Raw genomic sequence first — 21,186 nt, forward strand, 5'->3', positions numbered from 1 at the left:
TGATGTCTACTCATTAGTATTAGCTTCCACTTCAGACAGACTAGTTACACCCTGTCTTACTTTCTCAAGCCCACTTTGTCGTAAATTAAGAACCCCTTCTTTTCTTGCCTGATCTGCAAGTTCAACTGAAGTTGCACCAGTTAAAATTAATCGTTTTAACTCATCGGAAATAGCCATTACCTCAAAAACACCAATCCGCCCTTTGTAGCCAGTGTTATGGCAAAGATAGCAACCCACCGCAACATACGGTTGCCAACCACTATTTACTAACTCTTCAGAAAATCCAGCCATAATCAGCGTTTCTTTATCAAATTTACCATGGCGCTTACAATTTGGACACAATTTACGAACTAGTCGCTGGGCAATAATCGTCAAGATAGCATCACCAACATTATAAGTTGGCACACCCATGCTTACAAGCCTAGTTAAAGCAGCTGGAGCATTATTGGTATGGAGCGTAGATAAAACCAAGTGCCCGGTTTGTGCAGCTTTAATCGCCATTTCAGCCGTATCTAAATCCCTAATCTCTCCAACCATTATTACATCAGGATCTTGACGCAAGAATGCACGTAAGGCAACTCCAAAGGTTAATCCAGTCTTCTCATTAATTGCCACTTGATTAATCCCACCGATAGGAATCTCTATTGGGTCTTCAGCGGTAGAGATATTTTTACTCGCATCATTTAACAGATTGAGGCAAGTATAGAGCGTTACGGTTTTACCAGAGCCTGTTGGTCCAGTAACTAGTGCCATACCATATGGACGACTAATAGTATCCATAATGACACGCTTTTGTTCCGGTTCAAAGCCCAATGCCTCAATACCTAGACTTGCTGCACTACGATCTAAGATCCTTAGTACAATTTTCTCACCATAAGAGGTAGGTAGAGTACTTACCCGAAAGTCAATTATCTGATTCTGAGACAGGGCTAGCCTTAAGCGACCATCTTGAGGAACACGCTTTTCCGAAATATCCAGTTTAGAAACAACTTTGATCCTTGCTGCGATTTTCTCCTTAAGCGCAACTGGCGGAGTAGTGACTTCACTCAATACACCATCAATCCGATAACGAACCCGATATACTTTCTCATACGGCTCAAAATGAATATCCGAGGCACCTACCTGCACAGCATCAAAAATCATTTTATGTACAAATTTAACAATTGGCTGGTCATCATCGCCAGAGTTGACCATATCACTATCAGGAAAGGTGTCAGCAAACTCAACCCCCTGTAGTGCATCCTCATCAAGGTTAATGGTTTTAAAATAATTAGTGCTATTCTGATTTATTACTTGCTGTAGCTGTTTTTCTTCTAGAAGAATTAAATCAATTGCCAGTCCAGTTTTAAAAGCAATGTCGGCAAAAATTTCTTTTTGGGTAGGATCAATGACTCCAAGTTTGAGGCGTTTATTCCGGCTAAAAAGAGGAATAACTTTATGTTCAATTATAAAATCAACAGGCAGTAAGTTCTTTGGCATAAATTCAAGATTGTATGCATCAATATCCAAAACTGGGATACCGTAAAACTTGGATAGTACCATTAAGATCTGTATCGTTGTTAATTCTGGTTTTACTCTGATTACTGCTGAAATTACAGAAATCCGCTCCCGATTGACAAGCTCAAATGCAGCTTTTGACTCTGGATCTGAAATTAACCCACTTTGTTCCAAAATCGTAAAAATTCCACTATTTACTGGCATATTGTCTTTTACTCTAAGGTTACTTGTACTTGTTGTTTAAGAACTTGTTTACAAGCTCTAATCTAAGTGATACATCCATTTTTATCAAAATGAAACCAATCCACATAATATTTTATCATGTCTGCTAAAAAATGTTATGCTCCAATCAGTTTAACCTAGAAATTCTTACCCGCTCTGCCCAGAATTTGCCAACATGAATAATCTCAAAACAGATTTGATTAATTTTGAAACAAACCCCATTCACTGGCACTGTCCCTAAATACTTCATTATCAATCCATTAATACTCATGGCATCGTAGCTAAATGGGATTTCAAAACCAGAGGCTTCATTGAATTCACGAATTAAGGCTGCTCCATCAACGATATAGGAATCATTTTCTTCTTTAACCATCAGGTAACTACGATGTGGAGCATCAGTCGTAAAATCACCAAAAACAATTTCCAGCATATCTTCAAGACAGGCAATACCAAGATTGTCGCCATATTCGTTGACAACCATAAATACCCGATCCCGATTCTTTTGTGCTTTTGCGATTTGTTTTATAATTGGAACAAAGTCAGGAATATAATTTATTTTCCTGATCAAGTTACTTAATTCCTGATGAGTATAGTCACGATTGGAAATACTCAAAACATCTTTTACATGTAGATAACCAAGAATATTATCTAATTGATCCGCATAAATAATAATTCGGGTATGATGAGCTTGTTCAAGCTGTTGACGAATTAGATCTATTTCCCCCGAAAAATTAATCATCTCAACATTTCGCAAAGGTATAATAATTTCTTTTACTGTAAGCTGCTCAAGCTCGATGGAATTTAACAAAATTGAACGATGGCGCTCCTGAAATGGCGAACGTTTATCGGCAATTATCGCTTTCAGTTCATCAAGTGATGTTCCATCTGCACTACCTACACCAATCAAACGAGTAATTCCATAAACAATCTTGTCAATAAACCAAATTAATGGTTTAGTAACTATAAATAGATAGTATAATGGTATAGCAATAAACTTTAAAACATGTAATGGTGCTTTTGAGGCTATTATCTTGGGTGCAGCTTCAGAAAAAATAATAATCATTAAAGTAACAATTAATGTAGCAACTGATAGAATTAACTGGTGTCCATTACCAAATATATTAAGAACTAACATCGTAGATAATGTCGTTACCAAGGCATTAAAAAAGCTATTCCCAAAAAGACTAAAAATAAGTACTTTCTCTAACTGCTGCTTTAAAATTAGAGCATAATGTGCCCAGCGCTGTTTTTCAGAAAGACTAATCAGTCGGTGTTCAGAAATAGCAACACTCGCAGTCTCTAGAAAAGAAAATAAGCTAGCAATAAGCAATAAAAGAAAAAGACCAATTAAACTAAAAACCAACATTAATAAATTCCTGTATAGCAACTAAATAGTACTTAAATGAAAACCCCAACAACTTTGTTGGGGTTTTTCGGTTTTGGATTTTCTAGAACTGTACCACTCCGGTATACCACGCCCAACCAGATGCAATTGCGCAAATCACAATGGTTGTAAATAATACAATTTCAAATTTGTTTTCGAATAGTCTCCGCCCATCTTCACGACGTGCTTTATAAAATAAAAATATTCCAATAAGATACATCAAAGTTGAAATCGCAAGATATTTAAGCCCTCCAGCATAAATCATCCATACTGCATAAAGAACGGCTAATGATCCTTTGATCAATTCATAATAATGAACTTTTTTATCAGTAAGAATTAACTTAACAGAGAACATTGCTGCTAAAAGATAAGGAACTAGCACCAGACTTGTAGCAATCATAATCATATTTAAGTAAACTGCCTGACTAAAGTAGGCACAAATCATCATTACCTGCAAAGTTAACCCAGACATAATCGCTGCATTAACTGGCACCCCACCTTTATTTAGCTTGGTTAAGAATCTAGGCATAGTTTTATCTTGAGCCGAAAGAAATAAAATATTTGTCGCCAGCATATTCCAAGCAAGTAATGCACCAACCACACAAATTAATACTGCAAAACGAATAATATTCGCACTAATAGGCCCAATAACTAATGCCATTACACCTGCGGTAGAAGGGGTTGTTAACTGCTGAACTTCTGCAGTTGGCATAATCCCAAATGGCAAGCAAGATAATAGGGTATCAATCAAAAGAACGGCAATTACTGCTAACATAGTAGCCTTACCAACATCTTTCATTGATTTAGCATAAATTGCATAAATACAGGCAGCCTCAATACCCAAGAAATCCCAAACAGTAACTAGCATGGTAGCTTTTATCTGTTCGAACATTGACCCAAGGTGCAAATCATGGGTAGACATATTTTTCATAAAAACTGAAGTCTTGAAGCCATAAATGAATACTAATATCAGGGCTGCAAGAGCCATTAGCTTTACTGAAGTAATTATTATGTTTACGATAGAAGCCTCTTTTACTCCTTTTATAATTAGCCCCATAACTATCCAAAGTAGCAATGATTCACATAAAAATGAAGGTAATGTAGCCCCGGCAGTAGCTCCGTGTCCGAAAACAGGGAAAAAATTACCAAGGGTAGCAAAGATATATATCAGATAACTGGCATTACCCAATAAAGCATTAAGAAAATACCCCCAAGCAGAGGTAAATCCTACATAGTCACCAAAACCAAATTTAGCATAACCATAAATACCACTTTTAATATCTGGACGTTTATTACTAATATAAACAAAAGACCAAGCCAGCGCAATCATGCCTGCGGCAACAATTCCCCAGTGTAAAACAACTGCGACCGCCCCAGAGCGATTGGCAATATTTTGTGGAATATCAAATACACCACTCCCCATCATAGAACCAAAAGTTAAAGAGAATAGTGCAAAAAAAGTTAAATCTTTAACATCTATTCCCTGCCCGGTAGTCTTTCCAGCCATAAAACTTTCCTTTTAAAGTGTAACGTATTACCTGCCACTTTGTTTTATTAATACTTTTAAACCATTAGATAATTTATATTTATAATAATATGTATTCTAACTTAAAATTCAATTCATTTATTAGCATATCCAACAATAAAAAAGAATATAGTAAGAAGATGGTTTATATCAAACATTATTATTATACAACTATTTGTTTCAAAGGGTATTGATTATAGTAACTAGGATTAATTATAGACTACCAGCATATCAAAAAAACACAAACACTTCAGACCAATACTGTCAAAAAAAATATCTTTTTTCACTGTAAAAATGCAACAAAAAAGCTCCTGAATATTGTCAGGAGCTTTAAACAAGAATGGCAGTTATGACTAGTACATACCGTCCATACCACCCATGCCGCCCATACCACCACCTGGCATAGCTGGAGCATCATCTTTAGGTAAATCCGCAATCATGCAATCAGTAGTAAGCATTAAACCTGCTACAGATGCTGCATGCTGTAGTGCTGCACGAGTTACTTTAGCTGGATCAAGTACACCCATCTCAATCAAGTCACCAAATTCGCCAGTACCAGCATTATAACCAAATGCACCTTTACCATCTAGGACTTTATTTACCACTACTGATGGCTCATCACCACAGTTAGCAACGATCTGGCGTAATGGAGCTTCGATTGCTTTTAATACAATCTTAACACCAGCAGTTTGATCTGGATTAGCTCCATCAAGATTTACAATTGAAGAACGCGCACGTAGTAAAGCAACTCCACCACCTGCAACAATACCTTCTTCAACCGCTGCACGAGTAGCATGAAGCGCATCTTCAACACGGGCTTTTTTCTCTTTCATCTCAACTTCAGTTGCTGCACCGACTTTGATCACGGCAACACCGCCAGCAAGTTTAGCTACACGCTCTTGTAATTTTTCTTTGTCATAATCAGAAGTAGATTCAGCGATTTGTTTACGAATCAATTCAACACGCGCTTTGATATCATCTTGGCTACCAGCACCATCGATAATAGTAGTATTTTCTTTACCGATTTCAACACGTTTAGCCTGACCTAAATGAGCTAATTCAGTTTTCTCTAGAGATAAACCAACTTCTTCAGCAATCACAGTACCACCAGTTAAAATAGCGATATCTTCAAGCATAGCCTTACGACGATCACCAAAACCAGGCGCTTTAACCGCAGTTACTTTCAGAATTCCGCGCATATTATTAACTACTAGCGTAGCTAATGCTTCACCCTCAACATCTTCAGCGATAATCAGTAATGGACGGCTAGATTTTGCAACCTGTTCCAAAACTGGCAATAGATCACGGATATTCGAGATTTTTTTATCAAATAATAAAATAAATGGATTATCTAGTAATGCAATTTGTTTATCTGCATTATTGATGAAGTATGGCGATAAATATCCACGATCAAACTGCATACCTTCAACGATATCAAGTTCATTACTAAGACCGCTAGCTTCTTCTACAGTGATAACACCTTCTTTACCTACTTTATCCATAGCTTCAGCAATGATTTCACCAATTTCAGAATCAGAATTAGCAGAAATTGAACCGACTTGCGCGATTTCTTTAGATGTAGTACATGGTTTAGCAATATTTTTTAATTCACTAACCAATGCCTCTACTGCTTTATCAATACCACGTTTAAGATCCATCGGATTCATACCCGCAGCAACGTATTTCATACCTTCTTTAACAACTGCCTGAGCCAATACAGTAGCTGTAGTAGTTCCATCACCAGCAATATCATTTGTCTTTGATGCCACTTCTTTAACCATCTGCGCACCCATATTTTCAAACTTATCTTTAAGTTCGATTTCTTTAGCGACTGATACACCATCTTTAGTCACTAACGGCGCACCAAATGAGCGTTCTAATACAACATTACGTCCTTTTGGACCAAGAGTCACCTTTACTGCATCCGCAAGTAAGTTAACCCCACGTACCATCTTATCACGGGCATCAATACCAAATTTTATTTCTTTAGCTGCCATATTTTATGTCCTCTAATTTATTTACTTAAACTTTATGAATTAACTTATTAACCAACGATAGCCAAAATGTCGTCTTCACGCATAACTAGTAATTCTTTACCGTCCATTTTTACCGCTTGACCAGAATATTTACCAAATAATACGCGATCACCAGCTTTAACACACATCTCCTGACGTGAACCGTTATCAAGTTTTTTACCCGAACCAACTGCTACAACTACACCCATATCTGGTTTTTCAGCTGCACTACCTGGTAAAACGATTCCTGATGCAGTTTTTTCTTCAGCTTCAACGCGCTCAACTACTACACGGTCATGTAAAGGCTTCAATGTTGCCATATCTAACTCCTAAAAAAGTTATAGTAACAATAAAAATTAATCTAACAATTGCTATATGGGAGTATAAAAGAGGATTTCAAGAGCTTTTTATAATTTTTTTGCAAATAAAAAAACCACTTCATGCTGAAAGTGGTTTTATTTTACCGTATAAGCTAGTTTTTCGGACAGCTTGAGGATGGAACTTCTAAGGCAATACCATTGGGATAACCACGATAATGCACTGCAAATAGTTTATTCAAATATGCCAAGAAGCCAGTTTGCCCACAACCAAGCCGGATTGACAAGCTCTGCCAGTTTACTTGGTTATTTATATCAGTTATGGTAGCTGGTGACCAGCCAGCCTCAGCTAATCCAGCCATCTTTGGTAATGCCATATAAATCATATGCTCATAAGTAGCCAGATTTTCTGCCCATAAAGTACCTTCAAGTCCAAGTATATTTTGCTGATACGCTGGTGCTATCTGATTAACTGTCTGGGTAGCACTCACTGCACTCATTAATGCTGCTTGCGTATCGGAAAATCCGGTTGCCCAAGTGAAACCTGGCTCAGTTATCGCTGGGTTATACGCTAGATCAAAATAGGTTTCATCAGCATAATCTAGAACAACTGGATAGCCAGATTCAGCCAATACTTTTGCTTGTGGAATCCCACCAGTGGAAGTATTCCAGATCCACACATGCCCTGCCTGCGCTGCTGGCACTACGTTTTGTCCCAAAGCAGTTTCATCGGTCTGGATATATTGTTGCCAACCAGATATTTTAAGATTTGGATTTTTTGCCGCAAACATCTGGAAAAATAACTGTGATTTACCCAATGCACTTAGATTAGCCCATTGTCCACTACAGCTGCTATCATTTGTCCAAGCGCCAGAACTTACCTCATCGCCTCCAACACTTATTTCATTGTTTATAGCATAAAGTGTACTTTGGTTGTTAAAGATGGTCGCCGCCTGATTAAAGATATTATCAAATAGCGTAGTAAACTTTGGACCAACCGATGTTGTGCTGTTGTAAGTACACACCGGAAGTACATCATCAGTATAACCTTGCACCGAGATAAAATCAGATTTATCGTTTGGATCAACCAGCTCATCAGGAAAAGCTTTAATCAGTGAGCGCGCATGTCCGGGAGTATCAATTTCGGGAATGATAGTAATTCCACGCTTATTCGCATAGCTAACAAGTTCAGCTAAATCATTCAATGAATAGGTTCCGGTATATGTAGTATTATATTGCGGATAAGTAAGATCATTAAAATTAGTAATATCCAGATTACCCTGAATAAACATTAATGCCGTAATACTATTGGGATAACCACGCACATCAGCCACGGATTTAATGCTTGGATAAGCGGCAAGTCCAATTCGGGTGCCTTCATCATCAGCAAAATGCATATGGAGGGTATTTATCTTATGTGCCAATGCCAGATCAATTAATACCTTAATCTCGGCAACGCTAAAGAAATGACGTGCAGTATCAAGTAAAACCCCACGATATTTAAAGCGTGGATAATCAGTAATTGTAGCTGCCGCCAAAGTAGAGTTCTGGTTCCAAAGCTGACGTAAGCTTTGTAATGCATATAGCACACCAGTATTATTTAACGCATAAACATAAATTACTCCATTTCCAATTGCAATCTGATAACCCTCGGGATTATTAGCAATTAATGTAGTATCACTTAATTGTTTTATAACTATACCACTAGTTACATTAGGCTGATTATCAACCGTAGCTGATATTCCAAGATCTTTAGCCAGATCATCACGATAAAAATTTGCCACAGTGTTATCAGTATTTAACTCATTATGTATTGCTAAACCACTTTGCAGTGTATAACTACCAGTTCCAGCTACATATGTAACTGGACTTGGGATAAGATTAACACTTTCAATAAATGAATTTGAATTTGCCCAGATAGTATTTATATGCTGATTGATCTGTATATTAACTGCTGTCGCATCATAATCCAATAATTGATAAGTAGTAGTTGTTGTTGGAATATTAGAAACTTGGCTTCCTGAAGTAATAAAGAAGTTTTGTGGAACTGCTGAATAATTACCTGCATTCCATTGATTATTATGTAGTAGATTAACAACATAATTAACCCCAGATTCTAGAATAAAACTGCCTTCTGGTGCCAGAACCGTTGTATAGCCAGCACTTAAATCTTGACTAGTTATTGAGGAAGTCGTCTGATATTTTAAATTAGCACAGCTAGTTGAATTTTCTATACAAATTTGCATAAGCAAATCAGGGTTTACTGATTGCTGAGTAGTTACCACAGTATCAAAGCTGCGAGGCATATAAAAGCCAAACTGCCAGTTAGATAACTTATTATTCCCATTGGTAAATTTTATTACCGTTGAAAACTGACTTGCCTGAGTATCACCAGCCATTTTACCAACTGTTACTGAGCTTATATTGATTAGTGGAGTAGTATTGCTACTGGATGAATTGCCACTGCTACAAGATATAAGTAATGGCAACACAGCAAAAGTTAAAGCTATTTTCTTCATTCTTTATTCCTGAATAAATGAGTCCTTAGAATTTTATCAGAATAAAGAAGCAGACAGTAATACAATATTGAATAACAGATATTCAGGATTATAGACTAAAACAAATTGAAGTTTCTAGGTTGTTGTTTCGCTCCTTACTTACTACTTGTAAGCCACGTCACTCACGCCTACCATGCTCCTTCAATCTGATTTAGTATACGAACTTTAAATTAGATGATCAACCTACAATATATACTTGACCAGTCTGAGCACCTTCAACACTTTTACTATATGCTAAAGCAGCTTCAGCCGCCGCAACAGGTTTATAACCTCTAAAAAATGGTGCATAACCTGCCATTGCTTCAGTAATTACAGTTGGGCTTACGATATTTATTCTTAAACCTCGTGGTAACTCTATTGCAGCATGTTTAACAAACCCATCAAGTGCCCCATTTACCATTGCAGCACTACTACCCAAAACTATTGGGTCACGATTAAGAATGCCACTAGTTAAGGTAAAAGAACCTTTATCATTAAGATGCTTAATTCCTTCCATAACTATATTTACCTGCCCCATTAGCTTATTGTCTAGTCCCTTAGCATAAAGTTCAGGCGTCATCTCTTCTAATTTGCCGAAATGAACTTTACCACTGGCAATAACTACCGCATCCAGATTTGTTACCTGAGCATACATTGCCCGAATCGAATCCAAATTACAAATATCAACTTGAACATCACCCGTTTTTGTCCCCGCAGTAATAACTTCATGTCTTTCTGCTAGCTCAGCAACAATTGCCTTACCGATTGTACCACTCGCACCAATTACCAAAACTCTCATCATTTATCCTCACACTGTTGAATTAAGTGCTCAATTGTAACGACTATTTACATCCACTGTCAAATAATCCATAACTAACTAATACTATTGAGATTATTAACATAATATTATTCACCAAAAATTAAACCACAAAAAATATAAGTTTATATAACCACAATATAAAAAATGTATTACAATATCTAAATAAACAAGGTTATTTAAAATACCTTATCTTATTTAAACTTATCGGAGACAAAAATATGAATGCATCAGAATTATTTAATAACCTTTGGGATCAATACGTAAAAGAAAGTCCCGAAGCACTTGAGATTTATAATAAATTTGTAGAATTTGGCGAAGAGGTTATTAATGATCACATTGCCTTTCGCACCTTTGATGATCCGCGCATCAATGTTGAGCAACTAGCAATTCATTTTGAAAAACTTGGTTATGAAGTAAAAGGTGAATATGTATTTGAAAGTAAATGCCTAAGAGCTAAACATTTTGAACATAAAACCGACCCCAAACAACCAAAAGTATTTATCAGTGAGTTAACAACCAGTAAATTCAGTCAATACTTACAGGATAAAGCCAAAGAATGTGTAGAGCGGATTCCACAAGCGTTTTTGGGCACGCCTGAATTACTCTATTCTGGTGCAATCTGGGCTGATCTTGATTATGAAGTATATCAGAAACTTCTTGCTGAATCTGAGTACGCTGCATGGCTCTATGTATTTGGATTTCGCGCAAATCATTTTACTGTCTATATCAATGAATTAAAAAAACTTGATACAATTGAAAAAGTAAATGAGTTTTTAAAAGAGAATGGATTTACCCTAAATACCGCAGGCGGTGAAATAAAAGGGACTCCAGAAGAACTCTTAGAACAATCCAGCACCATGGCAAATAAAGTTCCAGTAAAATTTAGTCAAGGAACTTATGAAATTTTGAATAGCTTTTATGAATTTGCCAAACGCTATCCGCAAACTGATGGTTCAATTTATCAGGGTTTCATTGCCAAATCAGCAGATAAATTATTTGAAAGTACTTATGTAGGCGGCTAATTCAAATAACCATTGACCTCCTGATTCATAAATGCAGCAGGAGGTCAATTTACTTTGTTAATAGATCTAAAAAAAATCCACCACTACTATGAAAATGTAACCAACTGATTTCTACCATTACTCTTTGCCTGATATAAAGCCTTATCTGCAATGGCAAGTACATTAGAAGCAGCGTCGAGTTTAAAGGGCAGAAATATTGCAAGACCAGCACTAATGGTAATAAATGGACTAACCTTTGAATAAGCATGCTGGATTTGAAGTTTCTCTACAGCCTTAATCACTTGATCTACTAGTGAAATAACTTCTTCTTTTTCTAACTCAGGTAATACCAAAACAAATTCTTCCCCACCATAACGAGCAACAAGTGCCCCCTTAACCATATTCACGTACTTTTTCAGACATTTTGCTAGCTCAATCAGACAAACATCCCCCATGCCATGCCCATAATTATCATTATAGTTTTTAAAATAATCAACATCAATCATAACTAGGGAAAGTTTCTGTTGCTGTTTTTGACACTCATCTAAAATAAGAGGTAGCCTACCATCCAGATAACGACGATTAAAAATCTGGGTTAATCCATCTATTTGGGCAAGCTCTTCCAACAAATCACTTTTAAGTTTCAAGCTCACCTGATTCCGCACACGAACCTTGACAATTGCGGGATGAAATGGTTTGATTATATAATCAACCGCCCCAAGATTAAACCCAGCTTCTTCATCGTCAACATCATTTTTGGCGGTCACAAATATAATGGGAATCTTGTTGGTATTATTTTCCGCTTTTAACCTTCGGCAAACCTGATAGCCATCGATAGTCGGCATGACAATATCAAGTAATATTAGATCTATTCTTTCCCCCGAAGAAGCAATCTCAATAGCCTTTTCACCACTTGTTGCAACCTTTAGGTGATAATCATTTTTCAGAATCTCAGATAATATTTGGATATTTATAGGTGTATCATCTACAATCAAAATAGTAGCTTTATATTGATTCATGAGACTCCACTCCACTAACAAAAATATTTAAGCCATGTACTCTCAACTCATGCTGTAAACCATTAGAAAGCTGTTCCAGCTTTAATATCTCAGAATCATTAGGAGTTTTCCCATTCTTTATTGAAAGTTCAAGTTTAGCAAAAAAATTTGCTAACCCAGTGACATAAAGATTGGCACATGCTCCACGTAAAGAATGGCTGGCTCTAAATAACTCATCAATACTCCTGAGCTCTGACTCACCACACAACAAGATATATTGCTCTATTTGCTGCAATAGTTTAGAAAATAATTTAGCTAATAATTCATGGTTATTGGCGAAAGTTCTCTCAATACTCCCCCAATCTATACCCAAGATGGAATCCAAATTTGGAATAACTATCGCGTCTCCCTCTTGATAACACCAGTGAGCAATTTTTGTGTATAACTCCTGCATGTCAATTGGCTTAGCTATATGATCACACATTCCTGATGCAAACATATTTGCTTTATCCTCAGCCATAACGGTTGCAGTTAAAGCAATTATTGGTAATTTAGGATTAGCTGCATGGATCAGCTTTGCAGCATCATAACCACTCATGATCGGCATTTGGAGATCCATTAATATCAGATCAAATATTTCATTTTGCTCAATAATGAAGTTAACTACCTCCTGACCGTTATTGGCAATAGTTATCTGCGCACCTACTCTGACTAGCATGGCAGTAACTACTTCCTGATTAATTTCATTATCTTCAGCTATCAAAATTCTGAGGGTGCTAAAATCTGTAATCGCAGTATTTACACTAGTATATTCATTATATGAATAAACTCCTTTTAGTGCATCCTCCATTGACTGAAGTAACATATGTGGTAAAACTGGTTTTTGTAACAAAGTAATTTGCTCATTATTTCCTAAATTGATTTCCTCACTAGAATATGCACTAACTATCAATACTGAAGGAATCTGTCCTTTTATTAACCCGCCAGCAGCAAGCTTGCGAATTTTATTAATTGCATCTAACCCATTCATACCAGGCATTCGCCAATCCATCAGTATAAAATCAAATCCTTGGTTTTCAGATTCAACCAATATTTTTGCAATTGCATTTTCAGCACTATCCGCTTCAATAACTTCATAGCCATTTTTTAATAAAATTTCCCTAAGAATATCACGCGCAAGCTCCTGATCATCAACAATCAGAATTCGCTTACCATGCCCTACAGATAAAGCTTGGGAATTACTCTCCTGCTGTATATGTCTAACAATAGGCAAGCGCAACTGGAAATAAAAAACCGAGCCATGGTTAAGCTTGCTGTCAACCTTGAGCTGACTACCCATTTCCGCAAGTATTTTGCTACTAATAACTAACCCCAGACCTGTACCGCCATATTTCCTAGTAATAGAAGAGTCCGATTGGGTAAATGGCTTAAATAACCGTGATAGCTGTTCTTCACTAATTCCAATTCCAGTATCTTTTATACTAAATTCAATCAAGGCCAGATCATCGCCTGACTCTAGAAGATTAAGTTTAAGCTCAATATAGCCTTTTTCGGTAAATTTTATCGCATTACTCAATAAATTATTAATCACTTGGGTCAAACGTAATGAATCTCCAAGCAATTCTGTAGGAATATCATCATGCATCCGTACATAAAACTCAAGCTTATCCAAATTTCCATTAGTTACAGAAAAAACAGTTACTATCTGATGGATTAACTCGTGAAGATTAAATGGTTGCTGCTCAAGCTCCAGTTTACCCGACTCAATCTTAGAATAATCTAAAATATCATTGATTATACCCAGTAGCAATTTTGAAGAGGCGGTGATTTTTTGCAGATACCCACTCTGAATATAGTCTAGTCTAGTTTGTAATAAAAGTTGACTTAGTCCAATAACTGCATTTAACGGTGTCCGAATTTCATGACTCATATTCGCCACAAACGCACTTTTTGCAATGCTCGCTGCCTCGGCTTCTGCTTTTGCCTGAATCAACTTAGTTTCATAACTTTTCCGCTCGGTAATATCCTGGAGTACACCATAAACCCGGTAGCATTTACCATTCTGCATTTCGGGAAACCCTTTGCATCTAACCCATTTCTCATTACCCAAATAAGTAACAATAATAAATTCATCATCAAATGGAATACCATTTTCAATCGCATTGCCAAAAAGTCGAATTATTTTGTCCCGACTTTCTCCTTCTTTATAAAAAGAAACCCCATCTGTAACTGAAGGCTGAAATCCAGCTGGTGTTTCATGCATTTGCGCGGTATATTCACCCCAATATACAGTATCACGTCCAACATCATATTCCCAACTACCAACCAATACCAATTTTGCCGTCTCTGCCAAAAGTTTTTCACTATGTTTAAGCTTATCATCAAGTTCAACAAATTTGGTAATATCCTTGGCAATTCCCAAGTAACCTGTAATTTGTCCATCCGCTCCCCGAAGAGTAGTAATAGTTAATTCAACTTTTATCCTGTTAGCATCTTTGCCAATCCATGTCCATTGACCAATATCCGGTGCGCTAGTCATCCTTGATTTATGAATAAAAACCTCAAATCCAGGATTTATCCGACATATAGACTCCCTTGATAACTCACTGGCTTTTTGCTCAATTTCGGTAGAATCATGAAATATTGTCAATGAATTAATACCAATCATTTCTTTGGCAGTATAACCAAGTAGTTGCTCGGCTCCATGATTAAAAATTTGGATAACTCCATTAATATCAGTGGAAATTATGGCATAATTTGTGCTATTTAGGATCTCACCTATCTCAGGTATTACATTCACTTTATTTATTCTCAACTAAAGATTTTTTTATTTCATTTCCTAGATTAACCGCAGCATCAAAAGCAAAGTTTTCAATCAGACGGATAAACTGATGAATTAATCCCTCAACAAAAGATCCTTTAGCCATGAAATCTAACTGTTTTAGGTCATCATTTTCAACAATTTCATTAACTGAAATTACCTGCATAACTTTATCAAGTATTTCCAAAATCGAGTCAGTATTAGTTGAAAAAGTATTCAGTCCACCATATTCTGCATATAAGCTATTTTGTAACTTATTTAATTCAAAATTGAACTGCGTGATTAACTTATTCAAACTCTCATAATTTGTTTGACTAAAGCCGCTATCAGACTTGGTTTCTTCTTCCAAACTACTAAATAATGTAAAAAGTGGATTTAGTCCTAAATTACCAGCAGCCCCCTTGAGAGAATGCAGCAAATTACAAATTTGGCTTTGAGAGTGTTTCTCTATACTGCTAGCTAAAAGTAACATAGCTTCATCAAGCTGTATACTAAACTGCCCAAATAACTTCAATGCTTTCTCAAGGTCACCATTTACCACAGTTTTTATATACTCTAGATCAATAATAAAATCAACATATTGCTGAATCTGTTTTTCTGACATTTCTGCCTCAACACCAAGATCTACCTTCAACCATTTGGCAACTGTCAAATATAGTTTATTTGTTTCAATAGGTTTTGCAATATGATCACACATTCCCGAATTCAACATCAGTTTAATATCTTCACTCATAACTGTTGCCGTTAAAGCAATAATCGGCAAATTTGGTAATTGTTGATGAATAATAGTAGCAGCCTCATAACCACTCATCACAGGCATTTGTAAATCCATTAAAATCAGATCTATTTTGGCAGAATTGTTATTCGTAACCATATTTACTGCTTCAAGCCCATTATTAGCGATCATGACTGTTGCACCGATCTTATTCAACATAAGACTTGCAACTTCCTGGTTAATCAGATTATCTTCAACCAGCAAAATATTTTTACCTAAGAGTGAAACCAATTGTGGTTTAGCTTCCGGCATTTCCTGCAAGGTACTATTGATACTAAGTTGCAGAGCATTAATCAGCATTCCACGCGTCACTGGTTTAGTAAGTAAAGCAACATCATCTTCTTTGGTCAAAGCTATCTCATGTTTTGAGTACGCACTTACCAGTAAAATTGTTGGCGCAGTTCGCCCCAATACTCCCTCTTTCGCCATTAGCTTTAATTTACGAATAGCAGTTAAACCATTCATGCCAGACATTTTCCAATCCATAATTACAAAATCAAAGCCACTGTCTTTATCTGACAATATCATGGTCAAAGCTTCCTCAGCACTCTGTGCCTCAGATACATTCTGGCTAAGTCCCTCGAGAATATTTCGTAAAATATTTCTGGTTATGGGTTCATCATCAACAATCAGAACTCTTTTGCCCCTAATTTTAGTCAATCCTCCCTCTTCAGGAACATCTTCGTATGGCAGGTTTAAGTTGAAACTAAATTTAGAACCAATACCGGACACGCTCTCAAGATTTAATTCAGACCCCATAACCCGCAGAATCTGGTTACTGATGACCAACCCCAGTCCAGTTCCGCCATATTTACGGGTAATCGAGGAGTCTGATTGGCTAAATGGTTTAAATAGTGACTGCTGTTGCTCCTCAGCAATACCGATACCAGTATCTTTCATCGAAACCAGAAGTGAGACGGTTTTTTCCGGCGGATTAATCGATAATAAACTAATAGTCAGTTCAATTTTACCTTCTGGAGTAAATTTAACGGCATTACTAAGTAGATTTGTCAGGACTTGTGCAATCCGTAATTTATCACCAAAAAGATTTTGGGGAACATTATTATCAACATGGATAAAAAATTCAAGATTTTCAGGAGAACGATTATTTGCAATAAATATAATTATCAACTGGTTTAAAACTTCATCAAGATTAAATCTCACCTTTTCAAGCATTAACTTGCCAGCCTCAATTTTTGAATAATCAAGAATATCATTAATTATCCCTAGTAGCAATTGTGAAGAATTGATTATTTTATTAACGTAATCCTTTTGAATATGATTAAGCGAGGTATCTGTAAGTAACTGGCTTAATCCAATAACTGCATTCATTGGAGTTCTAATCTCGTGGCTCATATTAGCGACAAAATTACTTTTGGCAATGCTTGCTTCTTCGGCAGCTTTTCTTGCTGCAATCAGGTTTGCTTCATACTCTACCTGCTGACTGATATCAACTACTACCGACCAGATAACTTCGCGACCAGTATGATCAGTGGTCAAAATACCATTTAGCAGAACTGGATAACAGCTGCCATCTTTCCTGATGTATTCTTTTCTATACGGACCATAAAGACGTGTTGCTTTTAAGGACTCCAACTGAATCTGCTCTTGCTCCTGATATTCAGAAGGGGTTATATCCCAATAATCACTTTGTTTTATCTCTTCAAGAGTATAGCCGATTGAATTAAGTAATGAGTTATTGGCTTCAAGAAAAGCACCTGTCGCAAAATCATTCATGGCAATACCAACTGGCGATAATTCAAACAGATTCTGGAATTTTTCCGCAGTTTTTTGCAATTCATTCTGCAATATCTTATAGTTACTGATTTCTTGATGAGTACCATACATTAATTCAGGCTTCCCATCATTAGTCCAGGTAGTAACTTTTCCACGATCAAGCACCCAGACCCAATACCCATCACGATGCCGCATACGTATTTCACAAGCATAAAATTCAGATTTGCCAGTAAAATGCTCCTGCAATAATTGATTTCTACGAATTTTGTCATCCGGATGCATACATTTAGTCGAGGTGTTTATATCTGTAGGAGCTAACTCCTCCAATGTATAACCGATTGTTTCAGCCCATTTTTTATTAAAAATAGTCGCACCAGTTTGAATATTCCACTCCCAAGTGCCAAGACCAGTACCATCAATCATATAGCCCAATCGTCCACGCTCAGCATCCAATTCCCGTACCAGATTGACCCGATCTGAGATATCATGGCAAACTCCGTACATTCTGAGGCAGATTCCATTTTCCATAACCGGAAATCCTTTGACCCTCATCCACTTATAGTTACCCTGATAACTGACTGCTCTAACCTCAATATCAAAGGATAAACCACTAGCCACACTTTCCATAAACGATGAATTCACTTTATCACGATAGTAACCTTCTTCATAAAACCGACTAACATCGGCTTCATAGGAAGAAAGATAATCTAGTGGTGCCTCAAATAACTCATACATCGTCTTAGTCCAAAGCACTTCGCCACTAAGCAAATTAACTTCCCAGCCACCAATCAGCCCCATCTGTCCAGTCTGTTCAAGTAACTCTCGGCTAAACTTTAGTTTCTCATTAGCAATTACCAGCTCAGTAATATCTTTGGCAATCCCAAGATAACCATAAATTTCACCATTTTTATCAAAAAGAGCCGTTACACTTAATTCAACTTGTAACCGACTGCCATCTTTTCTGATATATGTCCACTGATTAGTATCTGCACCACCTAAACGCGAGCGATAAACAAATACTTCAAATCCCGGAGCAATAGCAACATTAAATTCAGTAGACAGCCTATCTGCCATTGCCGCAACCTCTGCTGAATCATGAATAATTGCTGGAGTTTTTAAATTAATGACTTCGCTTGCCGAATAACCAAGCATCTCCTCAGCACCAGTATTAAAACTTTTAATGATCCCATTACAGTCGGTAGAAATTATTGATTGTTTAGCTGAATTGAGAATTGCATTTTGTAACCCGGACATCTGAATAATTTCATCCATTAATCGATGCTGTTCAGTCACATTGGTAAATGTACCAACTACCCGGCGAACCACGCCATCCTGGTCTATAATTCCACAACCACGAACAATTAACCATAACGTCTGGCCATTTTTATGATGAAATCTTGCAGTTAACCGATATGGAATCTTATCTGAAACAGCTAGGTGGCTTGCCTTAGTGACCATTTCAGCATCTTCAGTAAAAATAACCGTCTGCCATAGCCCAAGGTTATCATCCTTAAACTCATACTCTTCATAACCGAACAAGATACGAACGTTTTCACTATAATATACCGCCCCAGTCTCAACATTCCAATCCCACCAGCCATCATTGACCGCATTTAAAATAGTTTGATATAACTGCTCATTCTGAGTAAACATCACTGCACTAGCATTTTGCTTCTCAAGTTCATGTTCAAGCATTACCTGATGGCTAATATCGCGAAAACTGGCATAACAAACTAATGGATTGCCCGAAGAAGCATCTCGCTGTATCCCTATTTTGGCGCTAACATGTAGTTTTGATCCATTATAAAGAAGCAAAATCAGCTTCTGATCATAAATATCACCAATTAACATTTGTTCAAACATTTCGGTTGAAGCGGCGTGACACTCTTCAGCACATAAGATGAAGATTGACTGATTAATTAAATAGGTCTTATCCGGATAACCCAGAACATTAACTAGCGTATCATTACAATTAAGAATAAGGCGGTTCGAGTAATCAAAGGTTAAATATAGATCTGGAGCATTTTCATAAAGCAACATGTATTGATGTCGGCTCTTATTTAACAGCTTCGTCCGTCGGTACACCAAGCGCTTAAGGTTACGGTTACTCTGATTAATCGTATAAACTAGAACAATCAACAATGAAGAAAGCACACTGACTAATAAGCCAAAAACCAGAAATAGCAATGGCTGAAAACTCATCGGATGCTCATTAATATATTGCTGGCTTGGCCAACTATCGATCTTCATTACTGCGCCATTAACTGGATATGCAGAAGTAGTTAAATGATTAAGAAAATTATTTACCGGATCAGTTGTCTTTATTTGCTTAAAAAGCAGTTGATTATCTATAAATATTTTAAAATTAAGCTGCCCTAATCCACTATCATTATCAATAACTCGCTGCAAAATTTTGTCTATTTTTAGTAGTGCCAGCTGCTGGATTTTACCTTTATAATTTAAACACCAATAATAGGTATTGTGAAATAGAATTGTATCCAAACTAGCATTAGCTGATAAGCCAGTTATGCCTCTGCAACTGCTTTCGATCTGTGCCAATTGCTCTGAATCAAAAGGTGTCACGCTATTTTTTATATGACTAACACCAATATTATCAACGACTTTCAGCAAAACTAGCTCATTAAAATTATTCAAATAACTTTGGCTATCAGTTTCCCATAAAGCATTGTTAAAACTATCCACAGCCAAACGCCGATAAAATCGTTCAAGGGCAAGAACATCAGCTTTAAACTCGTTAGCAAGATTGGTAACTAAAATCTGATTATTGCGAAGTAAACTATCAGCATAAAATTTATGCGCACTGAGAATTAGTAACTGCCATTGAAAAATTACAAAAGTAACCAAAACTGCAAAGAAAGAGAGTGCTGATGCATATATTTTTATTGCCTTAAAACGAATAATTTCTCGATAGATAAATAAAAATTGGGTCGTAGCAAGTAAAAAAATACCTATAGCGGTATGAATTGCAATACCAATTGAACTAACCCAAGAGTAAAGAGATGGGAGATGAAAAGCATAACCAACCATTGCAAGCGAGCTTAGAATAAAAGCAATTGCGATTAAAAGCAGCTGGATAAATAACATAATCGTCCGGTAGGAACGAACTACATTAAAAATTAGCGCTAGATTTAGAACAATAAAAGAGATGGCTGTAGTTGGGGACATTCGTCCAGGTAAAAATGCTACTTTGTTAAGATAGATCTGAAGCACAACAGAATCAATTCCAAAGTTAATACCAAACAGATACTCGGATAAAGTAAGAATATTAATTATACCTGAAAGATAACATGAAAACAAAAACCAGCGATGCCTACCCAAGCGAAGTGTAATTGCAACTCCGCTTAAAAAAAAGCATAATGCAGTGTTAAACTGCATCGGAGAGTAACTGGGTAAAATATGAACAATTTGGCTACTCTGGATACACCAGCCAAACATTACAAATAAACCAAGAGACATGATAATTAAAGCCAGAATCTGAATAATTAGTTTAAATCCGCCAGTTATATTTTTCATAAC

General features: G+C 36.6%; 11 protein-coding genes. 1 reads left to right on the forward strand and 10 read right to left on the reverse strand.

The genetic code is table 11. From position 1 onward, the window contains the following. Positions 1–6 precede the first annotated feature (6 nt). The 7 genes from pilB to CUN60_RS12605 all read right to left on the reverse strand — a co-directional run bounded on the left by pilB (position 7) and on the right by CUN60_RS12605 (position 10,299). The gene (gene pilB, locus CUN60_RS12570; RefSeq protein WP_102952372.1) at positions 7–1,701 is read right to left on the reverse strand and encodes a type IV-A pilus assembly ATPase PilB; all 1,695 of its coding nucleotides are present in this window, start codon (positions 1,699–1,701) and stop codon (positions 7–9) included. A 145-nt stretch (positions 1,702–1,846) separates the two neighbouring features. Further along, positions 1,847–3,085 (reverse strand): CNNM domain-containing protein, encoded by a 1,239-nt coding sequence (locus CUN60_RS12575; RefSeq protein WP_102952373.1) that lies wholly within the window; start codon positions 3,083–3,085, stop codon positions 1,847–1,849. Positions 3,086–3,167: 82 nt separating this feature from the next. Continuing rightward, on the reverse strand, positions 3,168–4,610 hold the full coding sequence (locus tag CUN60_RS12580; RefSeq protein WP_102952374.1) for a basic amino acid/polyamine antiporter: 1,443 nt from the start codon (positions 4,608–4,610) through the stop codon (positions 3,168–3,170). Between the two features lie 371 nt (positions 4,611–4,981). Beyond that, on the reverse strand, positions 4,982–6,625 hold the full coding sequence (gene groL / locus CUN60_RS12585) for a chaperonin GroEL (RefSeq protein ID WP_102952375.1): 1,644 nt from the start codon (positions 6,623–6,625) through the stop codon (positions 4,982–4,984). A 47-nt stretch (positions 6,626–6,672) separates the two neighbouring features. Continuing rightward, positions 6,673–6,963, reverse strand: a complete 291-nt coding sequence (gene groES / locus CUN60_RS12590) for a co-chaperone GroES (RefSeq protein ID WP_102952376.1) — start codon at positions 6,961–6,963, stop codon at positions 6,673–6,675. A 152-nt stretch (positions 6,964–7,115) separates the two neighbouring features. Next, positions 7,116–9,479, reverse strand: coding sequence for a beta-N-acetylhexosaminidase (locus CUN60_RS12600; protein ID WP_102952378.1), 2,364 nt, complete (start codon positions 9,477–9,479; stop codon positions 7,116–7,118). Between the two features lie 217 nt (positions 9,480–9,696). Continuing rightward, positions 9,697–10,299 (reverse strand): short chain dehydrogenase, encoded by a 603-nt coding sequence (locus CUN60_RS12605; protein WP_245866356.1) that lies wholly within the window; start codon positions 10,297–10,299, stop codon positions 9,697–9,699. A gap of 236 nt (positions 10,300–10,535) precedes the next feature. Between CUN60_RS12605 and CUN60_RS12610 the strand changes: the two genes are divergently transcribed. After that, complete coding sequence (locus CUN60_RS12610; protein ID WP_102952380.1) at positions 10,536–11,339, forward strand: DUF1338 domain-containing protein; 804 nt, start codon at positions 10,536–10,538, stop codon at positions 11,337–11,339. 86 nt (positions 11,340–11,425) lie between these two features. On the opposite strand, the gene CUN60_RS12615 is transcribed toward CUN60_RS12610, so the two are convergent. Genes CUN60_RS12615 through CUN60_RS12625 form a run of 3 tightly spaced genes read right to left on the reverse strand, consistent with a single transcriptional unit; the run spans position 11,426 to position 21,183 of the window. Next, on the reverse strand, positions 11,426–12,337 hold the full coding sequence (locus CUN60_RS12615; protein ID WP_102952381.1) for a diguanylate cyclase domain-containing protein: 912 nt from the start codon (positions 12,335–12,337) through the stop codon (positions 11,426–11,428). Continuing rightward, positions 12,324–15,116, reverse strand: a complete 2,793-nt coding sequence (locus tag CUN60_RS12620) for a response regulator (protein ID WP_158649427.1) — start codon at positions 15,114–15,116, stop codon at positions 12,324–12,326. The genes CUN60_RS12615 and CUN60_RS12620 overlap by 14 nt, the downstream gene beginning before the upstream one ends. Position 15,117: 1 nt before the next feature. Continuing rightward, positions 15,118–21,183: a PAS domain S-box protein gene (locus CUN60_RS12625; RefSeq protein ID WP_102952383.1), complete on the reverse strand. Its 6,066-nt coding sequence runs from the start codon at positions 21,181–21,183 to the stop codon at positions 15,118–15,120. Between the last annotated feature and the right edge of the window lie 3 nt (positions 21,184–21,186).

The organism is Aquella oligotrophica, from assembly GCF_002892535.1.
Taxonomy (GTDB): Bacteria; Pseudomonadota; Gammaproteobacteria; order Burkholderiales; family UBA11063; genus Aquella; species Aquella oligotrophica.